Raw genomic sequence first — 14,822 nt, 5'->3', positions numbered from 1 at the left:
GGCGGCTTCGAAAAATTGCCCCGCCCGGCCAGCCAAACCCGAGGACGGAAACCGCCATGCCAGCCTATCGCTCCCGCACCACCACCCACGGCCGCAACATGGCGGGCGCCCGCGGCCTCTGGCGCGCGACCGGCATGAAGGATGGCGATTTCGGCAAGCCGATCATCGCGGTGGTCAATTCCTTCACCCAATTCGTGCCCGGCCACGTCCATCTGAAGGACCTCGGCCAGCTCGTCGCCCGCGAAATCGAGCAGGCCGGCGGCGTGGCGAAAGAGTTCAACACCATCGCGGTCGACGACGGCATCGCCATGGGCCATGACGGCATGCTCTACAGCCTGCCGTCGCGCGAGCTGATCGCCGACAGCGTCGAGTACATGGTCAATGCCCATTGTGCCGACGGCATGGTCTGCATTTCGAATTGCGACAAGATCACCCCCGGCATGCTGATGGCCGCGCTGCGGCTCAACATCCCCGCCGTGTTCGTCTCGGGCGGACCGATGGAAGCCGGCAAGGTCACCCTGCAGGGCAAGACCAAGGCGGTCGACCTGATCGATGCCATGGTCGCAGCCGCCGACTCCAAGGTCAGCGACGAGGACGTCAAGGTGATCGAGCGCTCGGCGTGCCCGACCTGCGGCTCGTGCTCGGGCATGTTCACGGCCAATTCGATGAACTGCCTCACGGAAGCGCTTGGCCTTGCGCTCCCCGGCAACGGCACGGTGGTCGCAACCCACGCCGATCGCAAACGCCTGTTCGTCGAGGCCGGCCACACCATCGTCGATATCGTGCGTCGCCACTACGAGCAGGACGATGCCTCGGTGCTGCCGCGCAATGTCGCGAACTTCAAGGCGTTCGAGAACGCGATGACGCTCGACATCGCGATGGGCGGCTCGACCAACACCGTGCTGCATCTGCTCGCCGCCGCCCATGAAGGGCAGGTCGAGTTCACCATGCAGGACATCGACCGCCTGTCGCGCCGCGTGCCCGTGCTTTGCAAGGTCGCGCCGTCGGTGGCCGACGTGCATGTCGAGGACGTGCATCGCGCTGGCGGCATCATGGGCATTCTGGGCGAGCTCGACCGCGCCGGCCTGATCGACACCTCGGTCTCGACCGTGCATGCGCCGACCATGAGCGACGCGCTGGAACGCTGGGACATCAAGCGCTCAAGGAGCGAGTCCGTCCGCACCTTCTTCCGTGCCTCGCCCGGCGGCATCCCGACCCAGGTCGCCTTCAGCCAGGAGCGCCGCTACGACGAGCTCGATGCCGACCGCGAGAAGGGCGTGGTCCGCAACCTCGAACACGCCTTCAGCAAGGACGGCGGTCTCGCCGTGCTCTACGGCAATCTCGCGCAGGACGGCTGCATCGTGAAGACCGCCGGCGTCGACGCCTCGATCCTGAAATTCTCCGGCCCCGCCCGCGTGTTCGAGAGCCAGGACGCCGCGGTCGAAGGCATTCTGGGCGGCAAGGTCGTTGCCGGCGAGGTCGTGGTCATCATCTACGAAGGACCGCGCGGCGGCCCCGGCATGCAGGAGATGCTGTATCCGACCAGCTATCTGAAATCGATGGGCCTCGGCAAAGCCTGCGCGCTCGTCACCGACGGACGCTTCTCGGGCGGCTCGTCGGGCCTGTCGATCGGCCATCTGTCGCCGGAAGCAGCCGAAGGCGGCAACATCGGTCTCGTCAGGACCGGCGATCGCATCGCCATCGACATCCCGAACCGCAGCATCACCCTTGATGTCTCCGACGAGGAGCTGGCCAAGCGCCGCGCCGCCGAAGAGGCGAAGGGCGATGCCGCCTGGCAGGCGATCGGCCGCAAGCGCAACGTCTCGACCGCGCTGCAGGCCTACGCTGCGCTGACCACCAGCGCCGCGCGCGGCGCGGTGCGCGAGGTGAAGCGGCGCTCGAAGTAACAGCGTCTCGTGCCGGCGTGATCGCAAGGATCGCGCATCGCGCATCGCGCATGGTCAACAAGTTCTGAACGGCCGGCGCAAGCCGGCCGTTTGCATTAAGGATGCCCCGACGAACTTCGGCAAGGCGAGGTTTTGCCGCGTATACTGATGCGACCTTCGCAAATCCATTTCGGGCAATTGGGGCACAACAATAATGTCTCGCACTCTCGCTGTCGTTTTCTCGACCGTCGTCGCTGCGATTTCCATGACGACTGCCGCTTCCGCCGGCTGCTACAATTGCTACACGCCGCCGCCGTGCACGACCTGCTATCAGCAGCAATATGTGCAGCCGCAATACCGCACCGTCGATGAGACCGTGATGGTGTCGCCCGGCTCCGTCGTGGCGCATCGCGCGCCGGCGCAGTACCGCACCGTGATGGTGCCGCAGACCGTGATGGTGGCCCCGCCGAGCGTCCAGTACGAGCGCATCCCGCCCCAATACGCCACGCGCCAGCGCGTCGAGATGGTCCAGCCGGGCTATTCGTATTACGCGCCAGTGCAGATGGGGTGTGCGTCCTGCGGCGGCTACTGAGCCAACCCAGCTACGATGAATTCCAAGCGGCGCTCCTCACGGGGCGCCGTTTTTCTTTTGCAGGCAGCAAACGAGACTCTGAGATGGGAGACGTACCCAACCGGGCCTCGCAACCGGCGATGCCTTGGGAGATGTCGCCGCTATCCGGATGGCTGAGGCGTACAGGCTAAGGGAACAGGCTGACGCTCGCCTCACAGATCGTGTGCGGCGGAGGGGTTTCGGGTCCGGCGCCAACTTCGCGTTGCCTTGGGCCGTCGAGTGCGTTAAGCGACAGCCATTCCGGACTTGGAAGGGTGGCCGAGTGGTTTAAGGCACCGGTCTTGAAAACCGGCGTGCCCGCAAGGGTACCGTGGGTTCGAATCCCACCCCTTCCGCCAGTATATTGTTCTCCTCTGTTCGCAGTTGTTCGAACTCCACAGCAAAATCAGGGACTTGCGCCGAAAGACTGTACTTTGCAGTTCGCCGGTGTTCCTCCTAATCGGGTCGCTGACCGTGGTTTTTGCCCGTGGGTTCGGAGGACGGTTTTTCTCGGAGGAAGAATGGCTGGAAGGCTCAAACCGCTCGACGTACAGCGCCAAACCAAGCCCGGCAAATACGCCGATGGCGATGGGCTCTACTTGATCATTACCGGACCAACATCGAAGAGCTGGTCATACAGATATTGGAAAGACGGCAAGGAACGCTGGCACGGCCTCGGCTCCTTAAAGGAAGTAGCGCTAAAGGATGCGCGGCTGGCACGGGATGCGGCGCGGCTGCGCGTGAAAGGCGATCGCGGCAACGCCGGCGTGGACATAGTGCAGGAGAGGCGAAAGGCACGTGAAGAGGCGAAAACCGTCGAGGCCAAGGCTGTGTTGCCGACGTTCGAGGAATGCGCGGAAGCCTACATCCGCATGAATTGGTCGACCTGGAGCGGGAAGCATCGCGATCAGTGGCCGTCCTCCCTCAAGCGTTACGCCTATCCCACCATCGGCAAGCTCACCATCCCGGAGATCAAGCCGAGCCACATCCACGATCTGCTCAAGCCGATCTGGCTCGAAAAGCGCGAGACTGCGAACCGGGTCCGCGGCCGGATTGAAACGATTGTTGCCAAGAACGTTGATATCGACGATCCAGACTTCCGCAATCCGGCCGAGCTTACGAGGCAGTTGCGCGAAAAGCTTCCAAAGCGCCCAAAGCGGGTCGTCCGTCATCATCCAGCCTTGGCGTATGCCGAGGCGCCGGCGTTCATGAAACTTCTTGCCGGTGCGCCCGGAACGGCTGCTGCGATGCTACGCTTCCTAATATTCACAGCTTGCCGCACAAACGAGGCCGTCGAAGGGCATTGGTCTGAGATCGATCGCCCAGGCTCGACCTGGAAAATTCCCGGCGACCGAATGAAGATGGACCAGGACCACTACGTCCCTTTGACGGATCCGGCGTTGGCGGTCCTCGACGAGGTGCGGGATGGCCGCCAAGGCGAACTGATCTTCACCAATCCCGAAGGCGGATCATTCTCCGAAAACGCGATGCTCGCGGTCCTTGATCGTATCGGCTACGGGCATGTAACGGTTCACGGCTTCAGATCGACCTTCGCAACCTGGGCTGAGGAATGCACCGACTATCCGGACGGCGTACGTGAGGCTGCGCTGGCCCACAAATACAAGAGCGAGACCACCGCAGCTTATCAGCGAGGCCAAAAGTTGGAAAAGCGCCGGGCGTTAATGGAAGATTGGGCCGTGTTCCTGAGCGGCACCAAGGTGGCCCATTTGGATGACTGGAGGACAGGGTAGGGCGTCGAGCGGCCGGACTTCGGACAACAGGAGGCAAAGCGTTTGCGTCAGTCTCCATGGCGTCCGGTCTGGTCCAAGAAGCCGAAATGGAAGGGCTCGGCAAACGGTCGGCTAAGGGCGGCCATAGGCAGAAGTAACCGACTGCCAGGCGTTCATGGACGCGGATCAGCCAAGGTCGATACCGAAATCGTTCCTTTATTGCGCGAACCGGACCGAGGCCGATGCGGTGCGCGGCGGTCAGCGCTGTACTACGTTCGATCCGGCGATTTGACCGCTGTCGTTGCGCAGCCTGCCGGCGAGTTCTGTAAGTCAGCTTTGCGCTGGTTGCGCGTGGGGTGCGGGGGCGAGATTATCGATGCCGGTCGCTACTACCGAGACGCGGACGATACCGTCTAAGCTTTCATCAAACGATGCGCCAATGATGATGTTGGCGTCCTGGTCGGCCTCGTCGCGAATGCGGGTAGCAGCTTCCTCGACCTCGAATAACATCAGGTCCTTGCCGCCAGTGATGGAGATTATGAGGCCGCTGGCACGCTTGATCGAGGGATCCTCGATCAATGGATTGGAAATCGCGGCCACGGCGGCGGTTAACACGCGGTTTGCGCCAGAAGCCTCGCCCCTGCCCATCATGGCCTTGCCCTTCTCGCGCATTACGGCGAGAACGTCAGCAAAATCGAGGTTGATCAGACCCTCCTTGACTATGAGGTCGCTGATGCAGGCTACACCCGAATAAAGTACCTGATCGGCCAACGCGAAGGCATTGGAGAACGTGGTCTTCTCGTTCGCGACCCGGAATAGGTTCTGGTTCGGGATGATCAGCAGAGTGTCCACCACCTTCAGCAGTTCCGCGATGCCGGCCTCGGCAAGGCGCATGCGGCGCTGGCCCTCGAAGTGGAATGGCTTAGTGACTACACCGATGGTGAGAATGCCAAGCTCACGCGCAGTCTTTGCGATAATGGGCGCTGCGCCGGTGCCGGTACCGCCGCCCATGCCCGCAGTAACGAACACCATGTGTGCGCCGGTCAAATGATCGCGGATCGCGTCGATCGTCTCTTCGGCTGCAGCGCGCCCCACTTCAGGATGCGAGCCAGCGCCGAGACCTTCCGTCACCCGCGTGCCCATCTGGATGAGACGCTCGGCCTTGGACATGCTAAGCGCCTGCGCATCGGTATTGGCGACGATGAAGTCGACGCCTTGCAGCCCGGCCGTGATCATGTTGTTGACAGCATTGCCACCGGCACCGCCGACCCCAAACACGGTAATGCGCGCCTTCATCTCGCGAATATCGGTAATGTTGGTCATTTTTGCCTCGCAACTGCTCCACCGAGCTGGCGAATGAGAGGACACGGATTGCTATACGCCAGGACTTTGCTCCGAAAGTGAGCGCGGCCAGCGATTGGCAAGCGACGAGCGGCCACTGGCGAGATCTTCAGGCACGCTCCTAGCGCGGCATATGTCAGCGTCTCGGCGGACACCGGCTGTTCGCCTAGAACGAACCAAGCGGCAATCGGCTGATGACGACCAGTGACGGCAGGCTAGGCCGCGGTGGTTAACGAATTCCTAAAGGCGAGCAGGGTCTGCCACTTGAGCGTGCGTGACCGGTGGGGATCGCGTCCCACCATCTGACCTCATTGCGAAAGTGCGCCGGCCTCGTGGGCTTGCCGAGACAATGTGTGTAGTCAACTCCACGCCAAGCGGTCGGCAAAGGAATGTCCCTTCCGTCGGGTCGGGTTGCCCTCGGTGACTTCCGGTTTGCGTCGGACTCCGGACATGTCGCTTCGCTGCGCTCACGGATTCGATGGGCCACAACTGGAAACCAGCAAAGTCCGTTACTCTTCCAGCACGGGCACCCGGTCCATCGCGCCTGGAAGCAATATTTACCACCCGAGCGTTCCCATCGACGAACGCGTTAGCGCAAGCATGACATTTTTATGACCCGCGGAATGCACTGAGGGGAGTCTGATCTTCATATTCGATATGGGTGGAACTTCAGATCAGTGCTACGGCACGCGGGTGGAGAAGAGCACCTTTTGCAGCCTCGATACTTTGGCGCCGCAACTGCATCGATACTGACACTCTCTTCCCTTACTCGCCGCGCTCATGTCGCGGACCATTCCCCAAAGTTGACCCATTCGTGTCTACGAGGACTCGGGCTTTGAGCCGATGCACAGCTGGAATATTCGTGTCTGGAAGTGAATTTGATCTCAATGTGAGTAGTGAAGGCGGATCTAAACATAGTTTAGAGCCATCGTTCCTCGCCGCCCGGAATGAAGTGGACGGAAGACGCCTCACCGCAGGTCGTCTGCCGTGACACGTCGGGGCGGAATGCATAACCGTCTTCTGGCGACACTGCCGCCAGCGGATTTTGATATGCTGGCGCCCGATCTACAGAGGGTTACGCTTGATCAGGATGCCGTCCTCTCGCGATCGGGTGACCAAATTGAGAATGTCTTCTTTCCTGATGCCGGCGCCATCTCGCTGATGGTCGACATGGCGGACGGGCAGACGGTTTCCACCGGCGTGGTCGGGCGCGAGGGCGCAATTGGCGTGCTTTCTGTGCTAGGGCCGTCGCCTTCGGGGATCACCGCAATCGTTCGCGCGGCGGGTACCGCGTCGCGAATCCCCGCGCTGCGGTTTCACGCCGTTTTCAACCGAAGCCCAGCGATCCGGCACGCGGTCCAGATCCACGCCAGGACCCTGCTGATGAAATTTCAGCTCGGTATGGCCTGCAACGCATTGCATCCGGTCAAAGCTCGCATGGCCCGCTGGTTACTCCATTTTAGCGACCGCATCGACCACGACTTCCTTCCGCTCACACAGGAGGCCCTATCGCAAATGATTGGTGTGCGACGAACGACGGTGACGGTCTTGATGCGCGATCTGCGCGCATCCGGTGCGATCAAATCTCATCGACGAGGTCAAATCGAGATCGATCGGTCGCGGCTCGCGGTCGCGGCTTGCGAATGCCACGGCACCATGCGTCTCGAACTCGAGAAGATCTTCGCGATAAGTACGGCCCGACCGATCTCATTGGCTATGCCGGATTGAAGGGCGAATAATTCCCTAAAGGAAGCGAAGTTTTGCATCACAGCGATTCCACCTGCCCATGTCGCAGAAGGGTCATTCGCGTCGGTTTGGCAGCTCGGCTGCGAACTTCCGTTGCGCCCCATGAACCGACATTGGGCTGCACCGCGTCAACGGTAGCGATGGGCCAGCAGGCGACCTTCGAAAAGAGGTCGCCCACTCAGCCGGTCTTATTTTGAGGTAGCATTCATGTCCTTTTCGGCGGGCGCAATTCGCTTTTGGTCCATGCTTGCAAGTCTGGGACCTGCATTGGATCGACGTTATCGCACCTGGTACACCGAAACTTGCATCCGCCCGTTTTGACGATCACGAAATGCATCGGCATGCCGCATTTGGCGCTGACCGGGCGGGGAGAGTTTTTGGGCATGGAGGCTCACGCTGAGTTGAAGCGCAAGTCTTCTGCTCACAGTCATCGGCAGCTGCCGGCTAGGCCGATGATGGAGCCATGCTAGCTAACTATTGTATTGGCTGCATCAAGAAAAAGACGGGGCTACGCATTATTACGTAAGCGCCGTTTCGGGGGCATTCGCTACACATCTCTCCCCTGTTAGGTCAGTGAGGGCAGGCGGTCCACAAGGCGTGCGAGATGCCAAAGCTGAATGCCATAATTGCTACGATCGATTAGCCTTGTTGCCTGCCTTCAGACGCGTCCACTTCCGCTCAGGGTAAACAAACGGCGACGGCCCCGCGCGCGACACGTCCGGCCTGCCGCCTTATATCGGAGGTACGCCCGTGTCTGGGATCAGTCGGCATGGGGCCAGAACCGGACCTTCGTTGCTGGCTTTCTCGCGATCACAAGTAACGCACAGTATGCCGAACGCTCAAACGACCGCTGCCTCTTAGCATAAGCGTCACCAGCGTATCCCGACATCACCTGCAGCTGCACCCGTTCGGTCATTTCCGGGCGTGAGCTTCTGCGTCCCTGAACCATGGAGCTGTTCGATGCCTGCGATCGCGCATCACCTGATCACCGGCCTGTTCGCCTACACCATGATCGGCTCCCTGGTGTGGATGGTGATCTACAGCTACGGCCACCTGGCGCGCGTGTACGACGAGCCCTCGGGCAGCGGTGAGGTGATCGACGTCCTCGCCAACATCATCATCACCCTGACGTTAATCCTCGGCTGGCCCGGCATGCTTGGCGTTGTCCTGCACTGGGCCCGGCAGCGGAGGTCGCGCCAGTGAAGATCATCGACAACATGATGGTGGTACTTCCCATCGCCGCGATCGCGATCGCGCTGTTGTTGGCGTGCGCGTTGCGGGTCACCCGCCGGTGGAGGACCGTCGACAGACGGGCCGGCTTCGGCCGGGCCGCGGGTGACCCGTTTCAATATCCCTTCGGCGAGGTGCCGACCGTCCCGCGCGAGCGCCACCTGGTGGCGCGCGACTTCCGCGCATGGGGCATTCCCGATTGTTGGCATTCCGCAGCGGTTGCCCACCGGCGGAATGAGAGCGGCGGCCGTCCTGCATCCCTGTCGGGGACGGCCGTCGTTCTCACCTTTCCCCGGAGGAAGGCGTGATGCAGCAACATCTCACCCGCGCCGAGCAGGCCAATTCTGATCGCCGGCCACGCCGTCGCCTACGCGACCGCCTATCTCGACGGCCGCCACACCGCGCAGCAGCTCGCCGAGAACGCCGATCGGCTCTTCCTTGATCTCCTGGTCGTCGAGACGCCCGAGACCAGCACGTTCCTGGTTCCAGTCCAGCTGCTCGCCATCACCATGATGCGGGCTGCCCGACGCAAGATCCCGGAATCGCTCGATACCGACACGCGAGCAGAGCGCTGGCACGCCGTGATGGCCGCGCTGGTTGAGCTCGTCTGCCACGAAAGCCGCCAGACCACAAAGGACGGAGCATGAAGCCGCTCTCCGAGCACATGACCGTGCTGATCGCGACCGCCGAGGACATGATGCGGCGTCCGGTCCATCAGATCCCGACGCATCTGCCGGCGGGGTTCTCCGAGGTCGCAGCCGCCATCAAGCAGGCCGACAATTCGCCCTGCGACGGCATCCGCGCCACGCGCCCCGGTGTCGTGATGTGTACCGCGATCGAGGCCTACTTCGCCGAGCCGCAGTCGCAGGACTACTGGCAGATGCTGATCGGCGCCACGCTGCCGCTGGTGCGCCGCGCCGCCTGGCAGGCGCTCCGCAATGAGCGGGCGGTCTCCGAGGAGACGCGGCGATGACCGTCAAAAACCTGCCGCCCGAAGAGATCCGCCGCGAGGTCGATCGGCGCCTCGCCGCCGCGCTTCGCGATGCGGCCGGCAGCGCGCTCGGCATGCCGGGCTCCATCGACACTTTCAAGGCCATGCTCGAGCGCGCCGATCTCGCGCTCGCCCTGAAAGAGGGGGGGGGTGACTGTAATGGCCGATAGCTCCGCACCACAGGCGCAAGCCTATCCGTTGCAATGGCCGTCCGGCTTCCCGCGCTGGAAGCAGGGCCGCGTCTCGGGCTCGTTCAAGACGAACTTCGAGACCGCCTTGCGCAACGTCAAGAAAAGCCCCGACCTGTTCGCCAAGGACAGCGGCAAGAAGATTGAATTTCCGGTGCTGTCGAGCAACATCGACATGAACCCGCTGACCTCAAATTCCGGCAACCGCCCCGCAGATCCCGGCGTCGCGGTCTGGTTCGCCTGGGACGGCCTGCAGGTCTGCATCCCTGTCGATCGCTATGATACGCCGGCGGCGAACCTGCAGGCGATCCATCACATCATCGAGGCGCGCCGCGTCGAGCTCCGGCACGGCACGCTCGCCCTGGTGCGCGCGACCTTCTCCGGCTTCCAGGCGCTGCCGGCGCCGAAGGGCAAGCACTGGCGCGACATCCTGCAGGTTGGCGGCAACCCGACCAGGGCAGTGATCGAGGCCAACTACAAGCGCCTGGCGCAGGACTATCACCCCGACCGTGCCGGCGGCTCGATCGAGAAGATGTCCGAGCTCAACGCCGCGCGTGATGCGGCCATCGCGGAGATCGGGTGATGGCGCAAAGCTCCGCGATCGAATGGACGGACGCCACCGTGAACTTCTGGTGGGGCTGCACCAAGGTCGGCCCTGGCTGTGACCACTGCTATGCGGAGACATGGTCGAAGCGCACCGGCGGCTCGCATTGGGGTCATGGCGTGCCGCGCCGGAAGATTGCGAGCGCCGCGAAGCTGATCCATCGGCTCGACAATGATTACGCGGAATGGGCCGCTGATCGGGAATGCGGATTGTGCGGACCGCATGCCGCAATAAGTCGGCGCGTGTTCATTCAGTCGATGTCCGATCTCTTCGATCTGGAAGTGCCTGTCGAATGGTTCGCCGAGGCCTGGGGCCTCATCAAGGTATGCGACCGCATCGAGATCCAGATCGTCACCAAGCGCATTAGCGCCGTCGAGAAGCGCCTCGCCGCAATAGGTGAAGATCTGAGGCGATGGCCGCAGGCCTCCAGGGACACCGGCCACGTGCCGCCGCATCCCGACTGGCTATGCCTGGCACGTGCCGGCCGCGACGGCGAGGACGGCCTGTCGATCGAGATCGAGGGCACCTTCGATCCGGCGAGGAATGACTACAGGCGGCTAAGCGTGGTGTCGCTTAACGGCGGCTCGTTCATCGCCCGCAGGGACAATCCCGGACCATGTCCAGGCGAGGGCTGGAAACTGATGGCCTCCCAGGGCAAGACCGGGAAGCCCGGCGAGCGGGGCGGGCAGGGTTTGCGCGGACCGGCCGGGCCCGGCGTCGCTAGCCTTGACGTCAACGACCAGGGCCTGCTCACGCTCGCCAACGGTGATGGCAGCACGGTCGAGTTCGATCTCTATCCGCTGCTCTCGAAGCTGCAGGGCTAACGATGTTCCAGGTCCTGACACCCGCGGACGATCTCAACCTTCTGACGATCAAGGAGCTACGGGCTGCCGCGGGGCTGCTGTCGACGGACGGGACCAAGGACAGCAGGCTCCGCGCGTTGGGCGCGCGGGTTTCGGCCATGATCGCTGGCGCCTGCAATCTCGCAAGAGATGGCGTAAATCCGCCTACGCTGATGCTGGAAGGCTGCCGGGACACGTTCCGCGTAGAGTCGCCGCGGTCGGGGCTGTTTCTGTCCCGCAAGTTCGTCTCTTCGGTGGCGTCGGTCACGGTCGCAGGATCCTCGCTGACCAGGGATGTCGATTACGAACTCGACGCCGCCGGCGGGAAATTGACGCGGCTCTGCGGCGACAATGTCAGCTGCTGGGCATCCGGGAAGATCGTGGTCGAATACGACGCAGGCTTCGAGGAAGTCCCTGAGGATCTGAAGGCGATCGCCGCCCAGCTCGCGGGTGGCTATTGGGCCGATGACGGCGTCGACCCGATGGAAAAGAGCCTCACCATACCGGGCATCATTGCCGTCGAACGCTGGGTCGATGCATCAGCCGATCCGCAGATGCCGAAAGACATTTTGAACGCGTTGATCTCGGGCGGTTACGTCAACCGCGCGATGGTCCTTTGAATCCCCGCTGAGCTGAGAAGGGTATCCGACGATGGCTTATGACCAGGCGACGCTGCCGGCGACCGGCGATAACGTTGCGATCGACAAGATCGCGGGCCGCGATTTCCAGCGCGTCAAGTCGGCGTTCGGGGCGGAAGGTAGTGCAACGGACGTCAGTTCGGCGAACCCGATGCCGGTTGACGACGCCGATACACAAGCTGGGCTCGCGGCCATCCTCGCCAAGCTCCTCTCGGCGCCGGCCACCGAAGCCAAACAAGACAGTGCCATCACGGTGCTCAACGCAATCGGCGCGTTGCTGACGACCCAGGCAGGCTATCTCGACGGCATCGAGGGTCTGATCGGAACCACCAACGGCAAGGACTTCGCAACGCAAGCCACACTCGCTGCTGTCCTGGCGAAGCTGATTGCCGCACCATCGACTGAGGCCAAGCAAGATACGCTGATCGCCGCGCTTGGGGCCTCATCCGGCGCGAAGGTGATTACGGATGCCAACGGAACGGTCCAGCAGTATCTCCGCGGGCTGGTTTCACAGTGGATCGCAGGCACGCTGGTCGTCGGCGCCGGCGAAAATCACCTCGGCGAGGTCGGCGGCAACACGGCCGTCGCCGGAGGCAGCATCACGCGTCAGGCCAACACCACGGCCTATGCACTCGGTCAGCACATCGCGGCGGCGACGGCGGCTGCGATTCCCTGTGCTATCGCGCGCAAGAACGCGGGCACGGGCGTCATCACGGGCGTGCGCCTGAGTAAGTCCGGCAACGTGCTGACCAATGCCAGCTTCCGCGTCCACCTGTTCAAGACCGCGCCGGCGACACTGCCTGTTGACGCCGCAGCATTCGCCGCTGGCGTCAGCGGCGTGTCGGCCATTGCACTGGGCTATGTCGACATCACCATGGACCAGCAATATTCAGACGGCGCCAAGGGCTTCGCATCGATCCAGGCCAAGGCCTTTGACGCGGCCGCCGGATCGCAGAACATCTATGCGCTGATCGAGGCGAGGGGCGCCTATACGCCTGCGAGCGGCGAAACCTTCACGCTCGCGCTTGAAGCCCTGCGGGATTGATCGCATGCCACTTCTCGCAAATACGCAGGCGCGCGCTACTCTCCTTGGGGGAGCGAGCAGCGGTTACCTCGGGCAGGTCGCTACGCGAACCTATCTGCCTGACAACAGCAATACGACGAATAAGCAGATGCGTTTCCGCTCGGCGCATATAGCACGGGACACCATCATCAACCCGATCATCCGCTTCCCCAATTTTTATGTAGATGGCTTTGCGGGCGGCGCGACATATCAGGAGAAGGGCAGCAAGCCTTGAGTATCCCCTCGGTACGTACACACAGGTCATCTTCGGCGGACAGGTGAGCGGGTCTATTCCAAACGCGGCATACCTTGACGGGACCTGCCCCATCACCATCGTCGATGGCGATAAATTTTATGTTCGCGGCTTTATCGTAAACGCTGCCGGTATCGTCTTTCAGAATGGTGTGGTCGGGAACACCAACGTTCCCGGCAATTTTGCATTCGGTGATGTATTTGATGCGGCCGTGTCGGGGCTGTCTGATAACACCTTGGGCGGCGCCTATACTGCATCATCTGGCATCACGCGCTACTCCCCCATGATTATCGCGGCGAGGACGCGCAAACCTTCTATCCTGGTCATTGGCGACAGCAAGGGCTACGGCGAGAACGATACGGGAGACACGAGCGGTGATATCGGAGAAGTTCAACGCTGGATCAGCCCATCATTCGCGAACGCATGCTGGGCGATTAGGGGGCGAGATGCCTCGCAGTTCAACGCCAATTCGGCCATCCAGGCGTCGATGGCCTCGTTCTTTACGCACCTCATCAATGAGGATGGCATCAACGGCTTTATCCACGGACGCAGCGCGGCGCAGATCGCAATAGACACCGACACACTCGCGGCAAGATTCCCAACGCTTAAAAAGCTCCTAGTCACCATCCTGCCTGCCCCCACATCTACCGACAGCTACGCTACGCTCGTTAATCAGACGCCGCCGTCCTATGAAGCCGGAAGAGTGACGGAGAATACGCGTCGTCGCGGAGTGCCATCGCCTTGGCTCGGGTGTTTCGACAGCGCGAGCGCGGTTGAAAGTTCGCCAAATAGTGGCTTGGTTGCTGCTGGGTTGGGATACTACACCACCTCCAGCGTCCACCCAAAGCAGGCGGGGTATCTCGCCATCAAGGCCACAAATGAGGTTAACATTGGCTTGATCTAGTAGTGGTCCGCGTCTCCAGGGGAGCGGCGGATGTTCTCATAGGTGATTGCGATGTCGAACATTATTGGATTAGGATCAATTGCCGTCGGCAGCACAATATGGGTCTGTCTGGAAGTGTCGAATAATTGAACTCTATTTACGTCGTCTACGTTGTACGTGAGCTTGGTCTCGGATCGGTATTGTAGAAATCTACTGCTCAGTTCTGTAGTGAGCGCTATGTCATGAGCAATGACGACAGCGTGCTCTCCGTTCAGCTTCGCAATACGGCCGGCCAAGCGGTGCTCCGAGCTGAATCGATTTGCCTTGAGATCCGTGCCCTTCGCTGCGACAGCAACTTGCAGGCAAATGCAGCGGCCTGGCATGGCCGGGTCCAGCCAAGTTGAATGATCAATAATTGCTTTGTTTAGGAGCGGCTCTTTCAATGGATGCGGATCAACAAAGATCATGAGGGCGCTTGCAAATCCGTTCTCATCTGGAGGCGGCCTTCGCCATGTACAAGCTGACCTAATCGCGTTGCTCTTTACGGTACTGCTTCTGCCGATATGCCAGTTACCCGACTTATGCAGACTGACTTTGGTGTGCGGCAGACTTTGGGTCGATCCGAAGTAAACTTCATCACCTTGTACCCATAGTCGCCAGATCGACGAGCGGACATCATCTGGCTTTCCAATTGCGACTTGAAAGTGGTTAGCTGCGGGTCCGCCCTTAGCCTCTGAGCGGTCCATTGATGAGCCACCTTTATTGTTCAAAGTTGACACCCTAACCGTGCAAAGTCGGAGTGAACAGAGTTCTGCTC

Annotated in this window: 16 protein-coding genes, 1 tRNA gene and 1 pseudogene; 15 read left to right on the top strand and 3 right to left on the bottom strand. The window is 61.6% G+C overall.

What is annotated here, in order from left to right:
- Positions 1 to 56 precede the first annotated feature (56 nt).
- The 4 genes from ilvD (at position 57) to ABIB66_RS36880 (ending at position 4,247) form a co-directional block, all read left to right on the top strand.
- Positions 57 to 1,907, top strand: coding sequence for a dihydroxy-acid dehydratase (gene ilvD / locus ABIB66_RS36895; protein ID WP_354210002.1), 1,851 nt, complete (start codon positions 57 to 59; stop codon positions 1,905 to 1,907).
- A 244-nt stretch (positions 1,908 to 2,151) separates the two neighbouring features.
- On the top strand, positions 2,152 to 2,478 hold the full coding sequence (locus ABIB66_RS36890) for a hypothetical protein (RefSeq protein ID WP_354210001.1): 327 nt from the start codon (positions 2,152 to 2,154) through the stop codon (positions 2,476 to 2,478).
- Between the two features lie 287 nt (positions 2,479 to 2,765).
- A tRNA-Ser gene (locus tag ABIB66_RS36885) sits at positions 2,766 to 2,855 on the top strand.
- A gap of 162 nt (positions 2,856 to 3,017) precedes the next feature.
- Positions 3,018 to 4,247 carry a tyrosine-type recombinase/integrase gene (locus tag ABIB66_RS36880; protein WP_354258128.1) on the top strand — a complete coding sequence of 410 codons (1,230 nt, stop codon included), beginning with the start codon at positions 3,018 to 3,020 and terminating at the stop codon, positions 4,245 to 4,247.
- Positions 4,248 to 4,559: 312 nt separating this feature from the next.
- On the opposite strand, the pseudogene ftsZ reads toward ABIB66_RS36880, so the two are convergent.
- Positions 4,560 to 5,549, bottom strand: a pseudogene (gene ftsZ, locus ABIB66_RS36875) (cell division protein FtsZ); the annotation flags it as partial.
- A 1,068-nt stretch (positions 5,550 to 6,617) separates the two neighbouring features.
- On the opposite strand from ftsZ, the gene ABIB66_RS36870 reads away from it, so the two are divergent.
- From ABIB66_RS36870 to ABIB66_RS36860, 3 genes are all read left to right on the top strand, one after another.
- Complete coding sequence (locus ABIB66_RS36870) at positions 6,618 to 7,295, top strand: Crp/Fnr family transcriptional regulator (RefSeq protein WP_354258121.1); 678 nt, start codon at positions 6,618 to 6,620, stop codon at positions 7,293 to 7,295.
- A gap of 978 nt (positions 7,296 to 8,273) precedes the next feature.
- On the top strand, positions 8,274 to 8,516 hold the full coding sequence (locus ABIB66_RS36865) for a hypothetical protein (protein WP_354258118.1): 243 nt from the start codon (positions 8,274 to 8,276) through the stop codon (positions 8,514 to 8,516).
- Positions 8,513 to 8,851, top strand: coding sequence for a hypothetical protein (locus ABIB66_RS36860; RefSeq protein ID WP_354258115.1), 339 nt, complete (start codon positions 8,513 to 8,515; stop codon positions 8,849 to 8,851). The genes ABIB66_RS36865 and ABIB66_RS36860 overlap by 4 nt, the downstream gene beginning before the upstream one ends.
- A gap of 12 nt (positions 8,852 to 8,863) precedes the next feature.
- On the opposite strand, the gene ABIB66_RS36855 is transcribed toward ABIB66_RS36860, so the two are convergent.
- Positions 8,864 to 9,157, bottom strand: a complete 294-nt coding sequence (locus ABIB66_RS36855) for a hypothetical protein (protein WP_354258112.1) — start codon at positions 9,155 to 9,157, stop codon at positions 8,864 to 8,866.
- Between the two features lie 29 nt (positions 9,158 to 9,186).
- Between ABIB66_RS36855 and ABIB66_RS36850 the strand changes: the two genes are divergently transcribed.
- From ABIB66_RS36850 to ABIB66_RS36815, 8 genes are read left to right on the top strand one after another with little or no spacing between them, the layout of a single operon-like run.
- Positions 9,187 to 9,516: a hypothetical protein gene (locus ABIB66_RS36850; RefSeq protein ID WP_354258109.1), complete on the top strand. Its 330-nt coding sequence runs from the start codon at positions 9,187 to 9,189 to the stop codon at positions 9,514 to 9,516.
- A complete protein-coding gene (locus ABIB66_RS36845) occupies positions 9,513 to 9,704 on the top strand; it encodes a hypothetical protein (RefSeq protein WP_354258106.1) in 192 nt (63 codons plus the stop codon). Before ABIB66_RS36850 ends, ABIB66_RS36845 begins: the two co-directional genes overlap by 4 nt.
- Positions 9,694 to 10,305: a J domain-containing protein gene (locus ABIB66_RS36840; protein ID WP_354258104.1), complete on the top strand. Its 612-nt coding sequence runs from the start codon at positions 9,694 to 9,696 to the stop codon at positions 10,303 to 10,305. Before ABIB66_RS36845 ends, ABIB66_RS36840 begins: the two co-directional genes overlap by 11 nt.
- Entirely contained in the window at positions 10,305 to 11,150 is an 846-nt protein-coding gene (locus ABIB66_RS36835) for a DUF5131 family protein (RefSeq protein ID WP_354258101.1), read from the top strand. The genes ABIB66_RS36840 and ABIB66_RS36835 overlap by 1 nt, the downstream gene beginning before the upstream one ends.
- A gap of 2 nt (positions 11,151 to 11,152) precedes the next feature.
- Positions 11,153 to 11,788 carry a head-tail connector protein gene (locus tag ABIB66_RS36830; protein WP_354258098.1) on the top strand — a complete coding sequence of 212 codons (636 nt, stop codon included), beginning with the start codon at positions 11,153 to 11,155 and terminating at the stop codon, positions 11,786 to 11,788.
- Positions 11,789 to 11,819: 31 nt separating this feature from the next.
- On the top strand, positions 11,820 to 12,851 hold the full coding sequence (locus ABIB66_RS36825; protein ID WP_354258095.1) for a hypothetical protein: 1,032 nt from the start codon (positions 11,820 to 11,822) through the stop codon (positions 12,849 to 12,851).
- Between the two features lie 4 nt (positions 12,852 to 12,855).
- Positions 12,856 to 13,104, top strand: a complete 249-nt coding sequence (locus tag ABIB66_RS36820; protein WP_354258092.1) for a hypothetical protein — start codon at positions 12,856 to 12,858, stop codon at positions 13,102 to 13,104.
- Positions 13,105 to 13,147: 43 nt separating this feature from the next.
- On the top strand, positions 13,148 to 14,026 hold the full coding sequence (locus ABIB66_RS36815; protein WP_354258090.1) for a hypothetical protein: 879 nt from the start codon (positions 13,148 to 13,150) through the stop codon (positions 14,024 to 14,026).
- Here the strand turns inward: ABIB66_RS36815 and ABIB66_RS36810 are convergent.
- Entirely contained in the window at positions 14,023 to 14,472 is a 450-nt protein-coding gene (locus tag ABIB66_RS36810) for a hypothetical protein (protein WP_354258087.1), read from the bottom strand. The two genes, ABIB66_RS36815 and ABIB66_RS36810, sit on opposite strands and share 4 nt — an antisense overlap.
- Positions 14,473 to 14,822 lie beyond the last annotated feature (350 nt).

The organism is Bradyrhizobium sp. F1.13.3, from assembly GCF_040548265.1.
Classification (GTDB): Bacteria; Pseudomonadota; Alphaproteobacteria; order Rhizobiales; family Xanthobacteraceae; genus Bradyrhizobium.
Note: the sequence above shows the minus strand (reverse complement) of the source record. Positions and strands in the feature narration are given on the sequence as shown.

What these genes read in the sequence shown, in the direction of transcription:
- ABIB66_RS36880 (WP_354258128.1), top strand. Translation starts at nt 3,018, where the DNA reads ATGGCTGGAAGGCTCAAACCGCTCGACGTACAGCGCCAAACCAAGCCC.
- ABIB66_RS36890 (WP_354210001.1), top strand. Translation starts at nt 2,152, where the DNA reads ATGACGACTGCCGCTTCCGCCGGCTGCTACAATTGCTACACGCCGCCG.
- ABIB66_RS36870 (WP_354258121.1), top strand. Translation starts at nt 6,618, where the DNA reads ATGCTGGCGCCCGATCTACAGAGGGTTACGCTTGATCAGGATGCCGTC.
- ilvD (WP_354210002.1), top strand. Translation starts at nt 57, where the DNA reads ATGCCAGCCTATCGCTCCCGCACCACCACCCACGGCCGCAACATGGCG.
- ABIB66_RS36810 (WP_354258087.1), bottom strand. Translation starts at nt 14,472, where the DNA reads ATGATCTTTGTTGATCCGCATCCATTGAAAGAGCCGCTCCTAAACAAA.
- ABIB66_RS36850 (WP_354258109.1), top strand. Translation starts at nt 9,187, where the DNA reads ATGAAGCCGCTCTCCGAGCACATGACCGTGCTGATCGCGACCGCCGAG.
- ABIB66_RS36830 (WP_354258098.1), top strand. Translation starts at nt 11,153, where the DNA reads ATGTTCCAGGTCCTGACACCCGCGGACGATCTCAACCTTCTGACGATC.
- ABIB66_RS36840 (WP_354258104.1), top strand. Translation starts at nt 9,694, where the DNA reads ATGGCCGATAGCTCCGCACCACAGGCGCAAGCCTATCCGTTGCAATGG.
- ABIB66_RS36820 (WP_354258092.1), top strand. Translation starts at nt 12,856, where the DNA reads ATGCCACTTCTCGCAAATACGCAGGCGCGCGCTACTCTCCTTGGGGGA.
- ABIB66_RS36845 (WP_354258106.1), top strand. Translation starts at nt 9,513, where the DNA reads ATGACCGTCAAAAACCTGCCGCCCGAAGAGATCCGCCGCGAGGTCGAT.
- ABIB66_RS36835 (WP_354258101.1), top strand. Translation starts at nt 10,305, where the DNA reads ATGGCGCAAAGCTCCGCGATCGAATGGACGGACGCCACCGTGAACTTC.
- ABIB66_RS36825 (WP_354258095.1), top strand. Translation starts at nt 11,820, where the DNA reads ATGGCTTATGACCAGGCGACGCTGCCGGCGACCGGCGATAACGTTGCG.
- ABIB66_RS36865 (WP_354258118.1), top strand. Translation starts at nt 8,274, where the DNA reads ATGCCTGCGATCGCGCATCACCTGATCACCGGCCTGTTCGCCTACACC.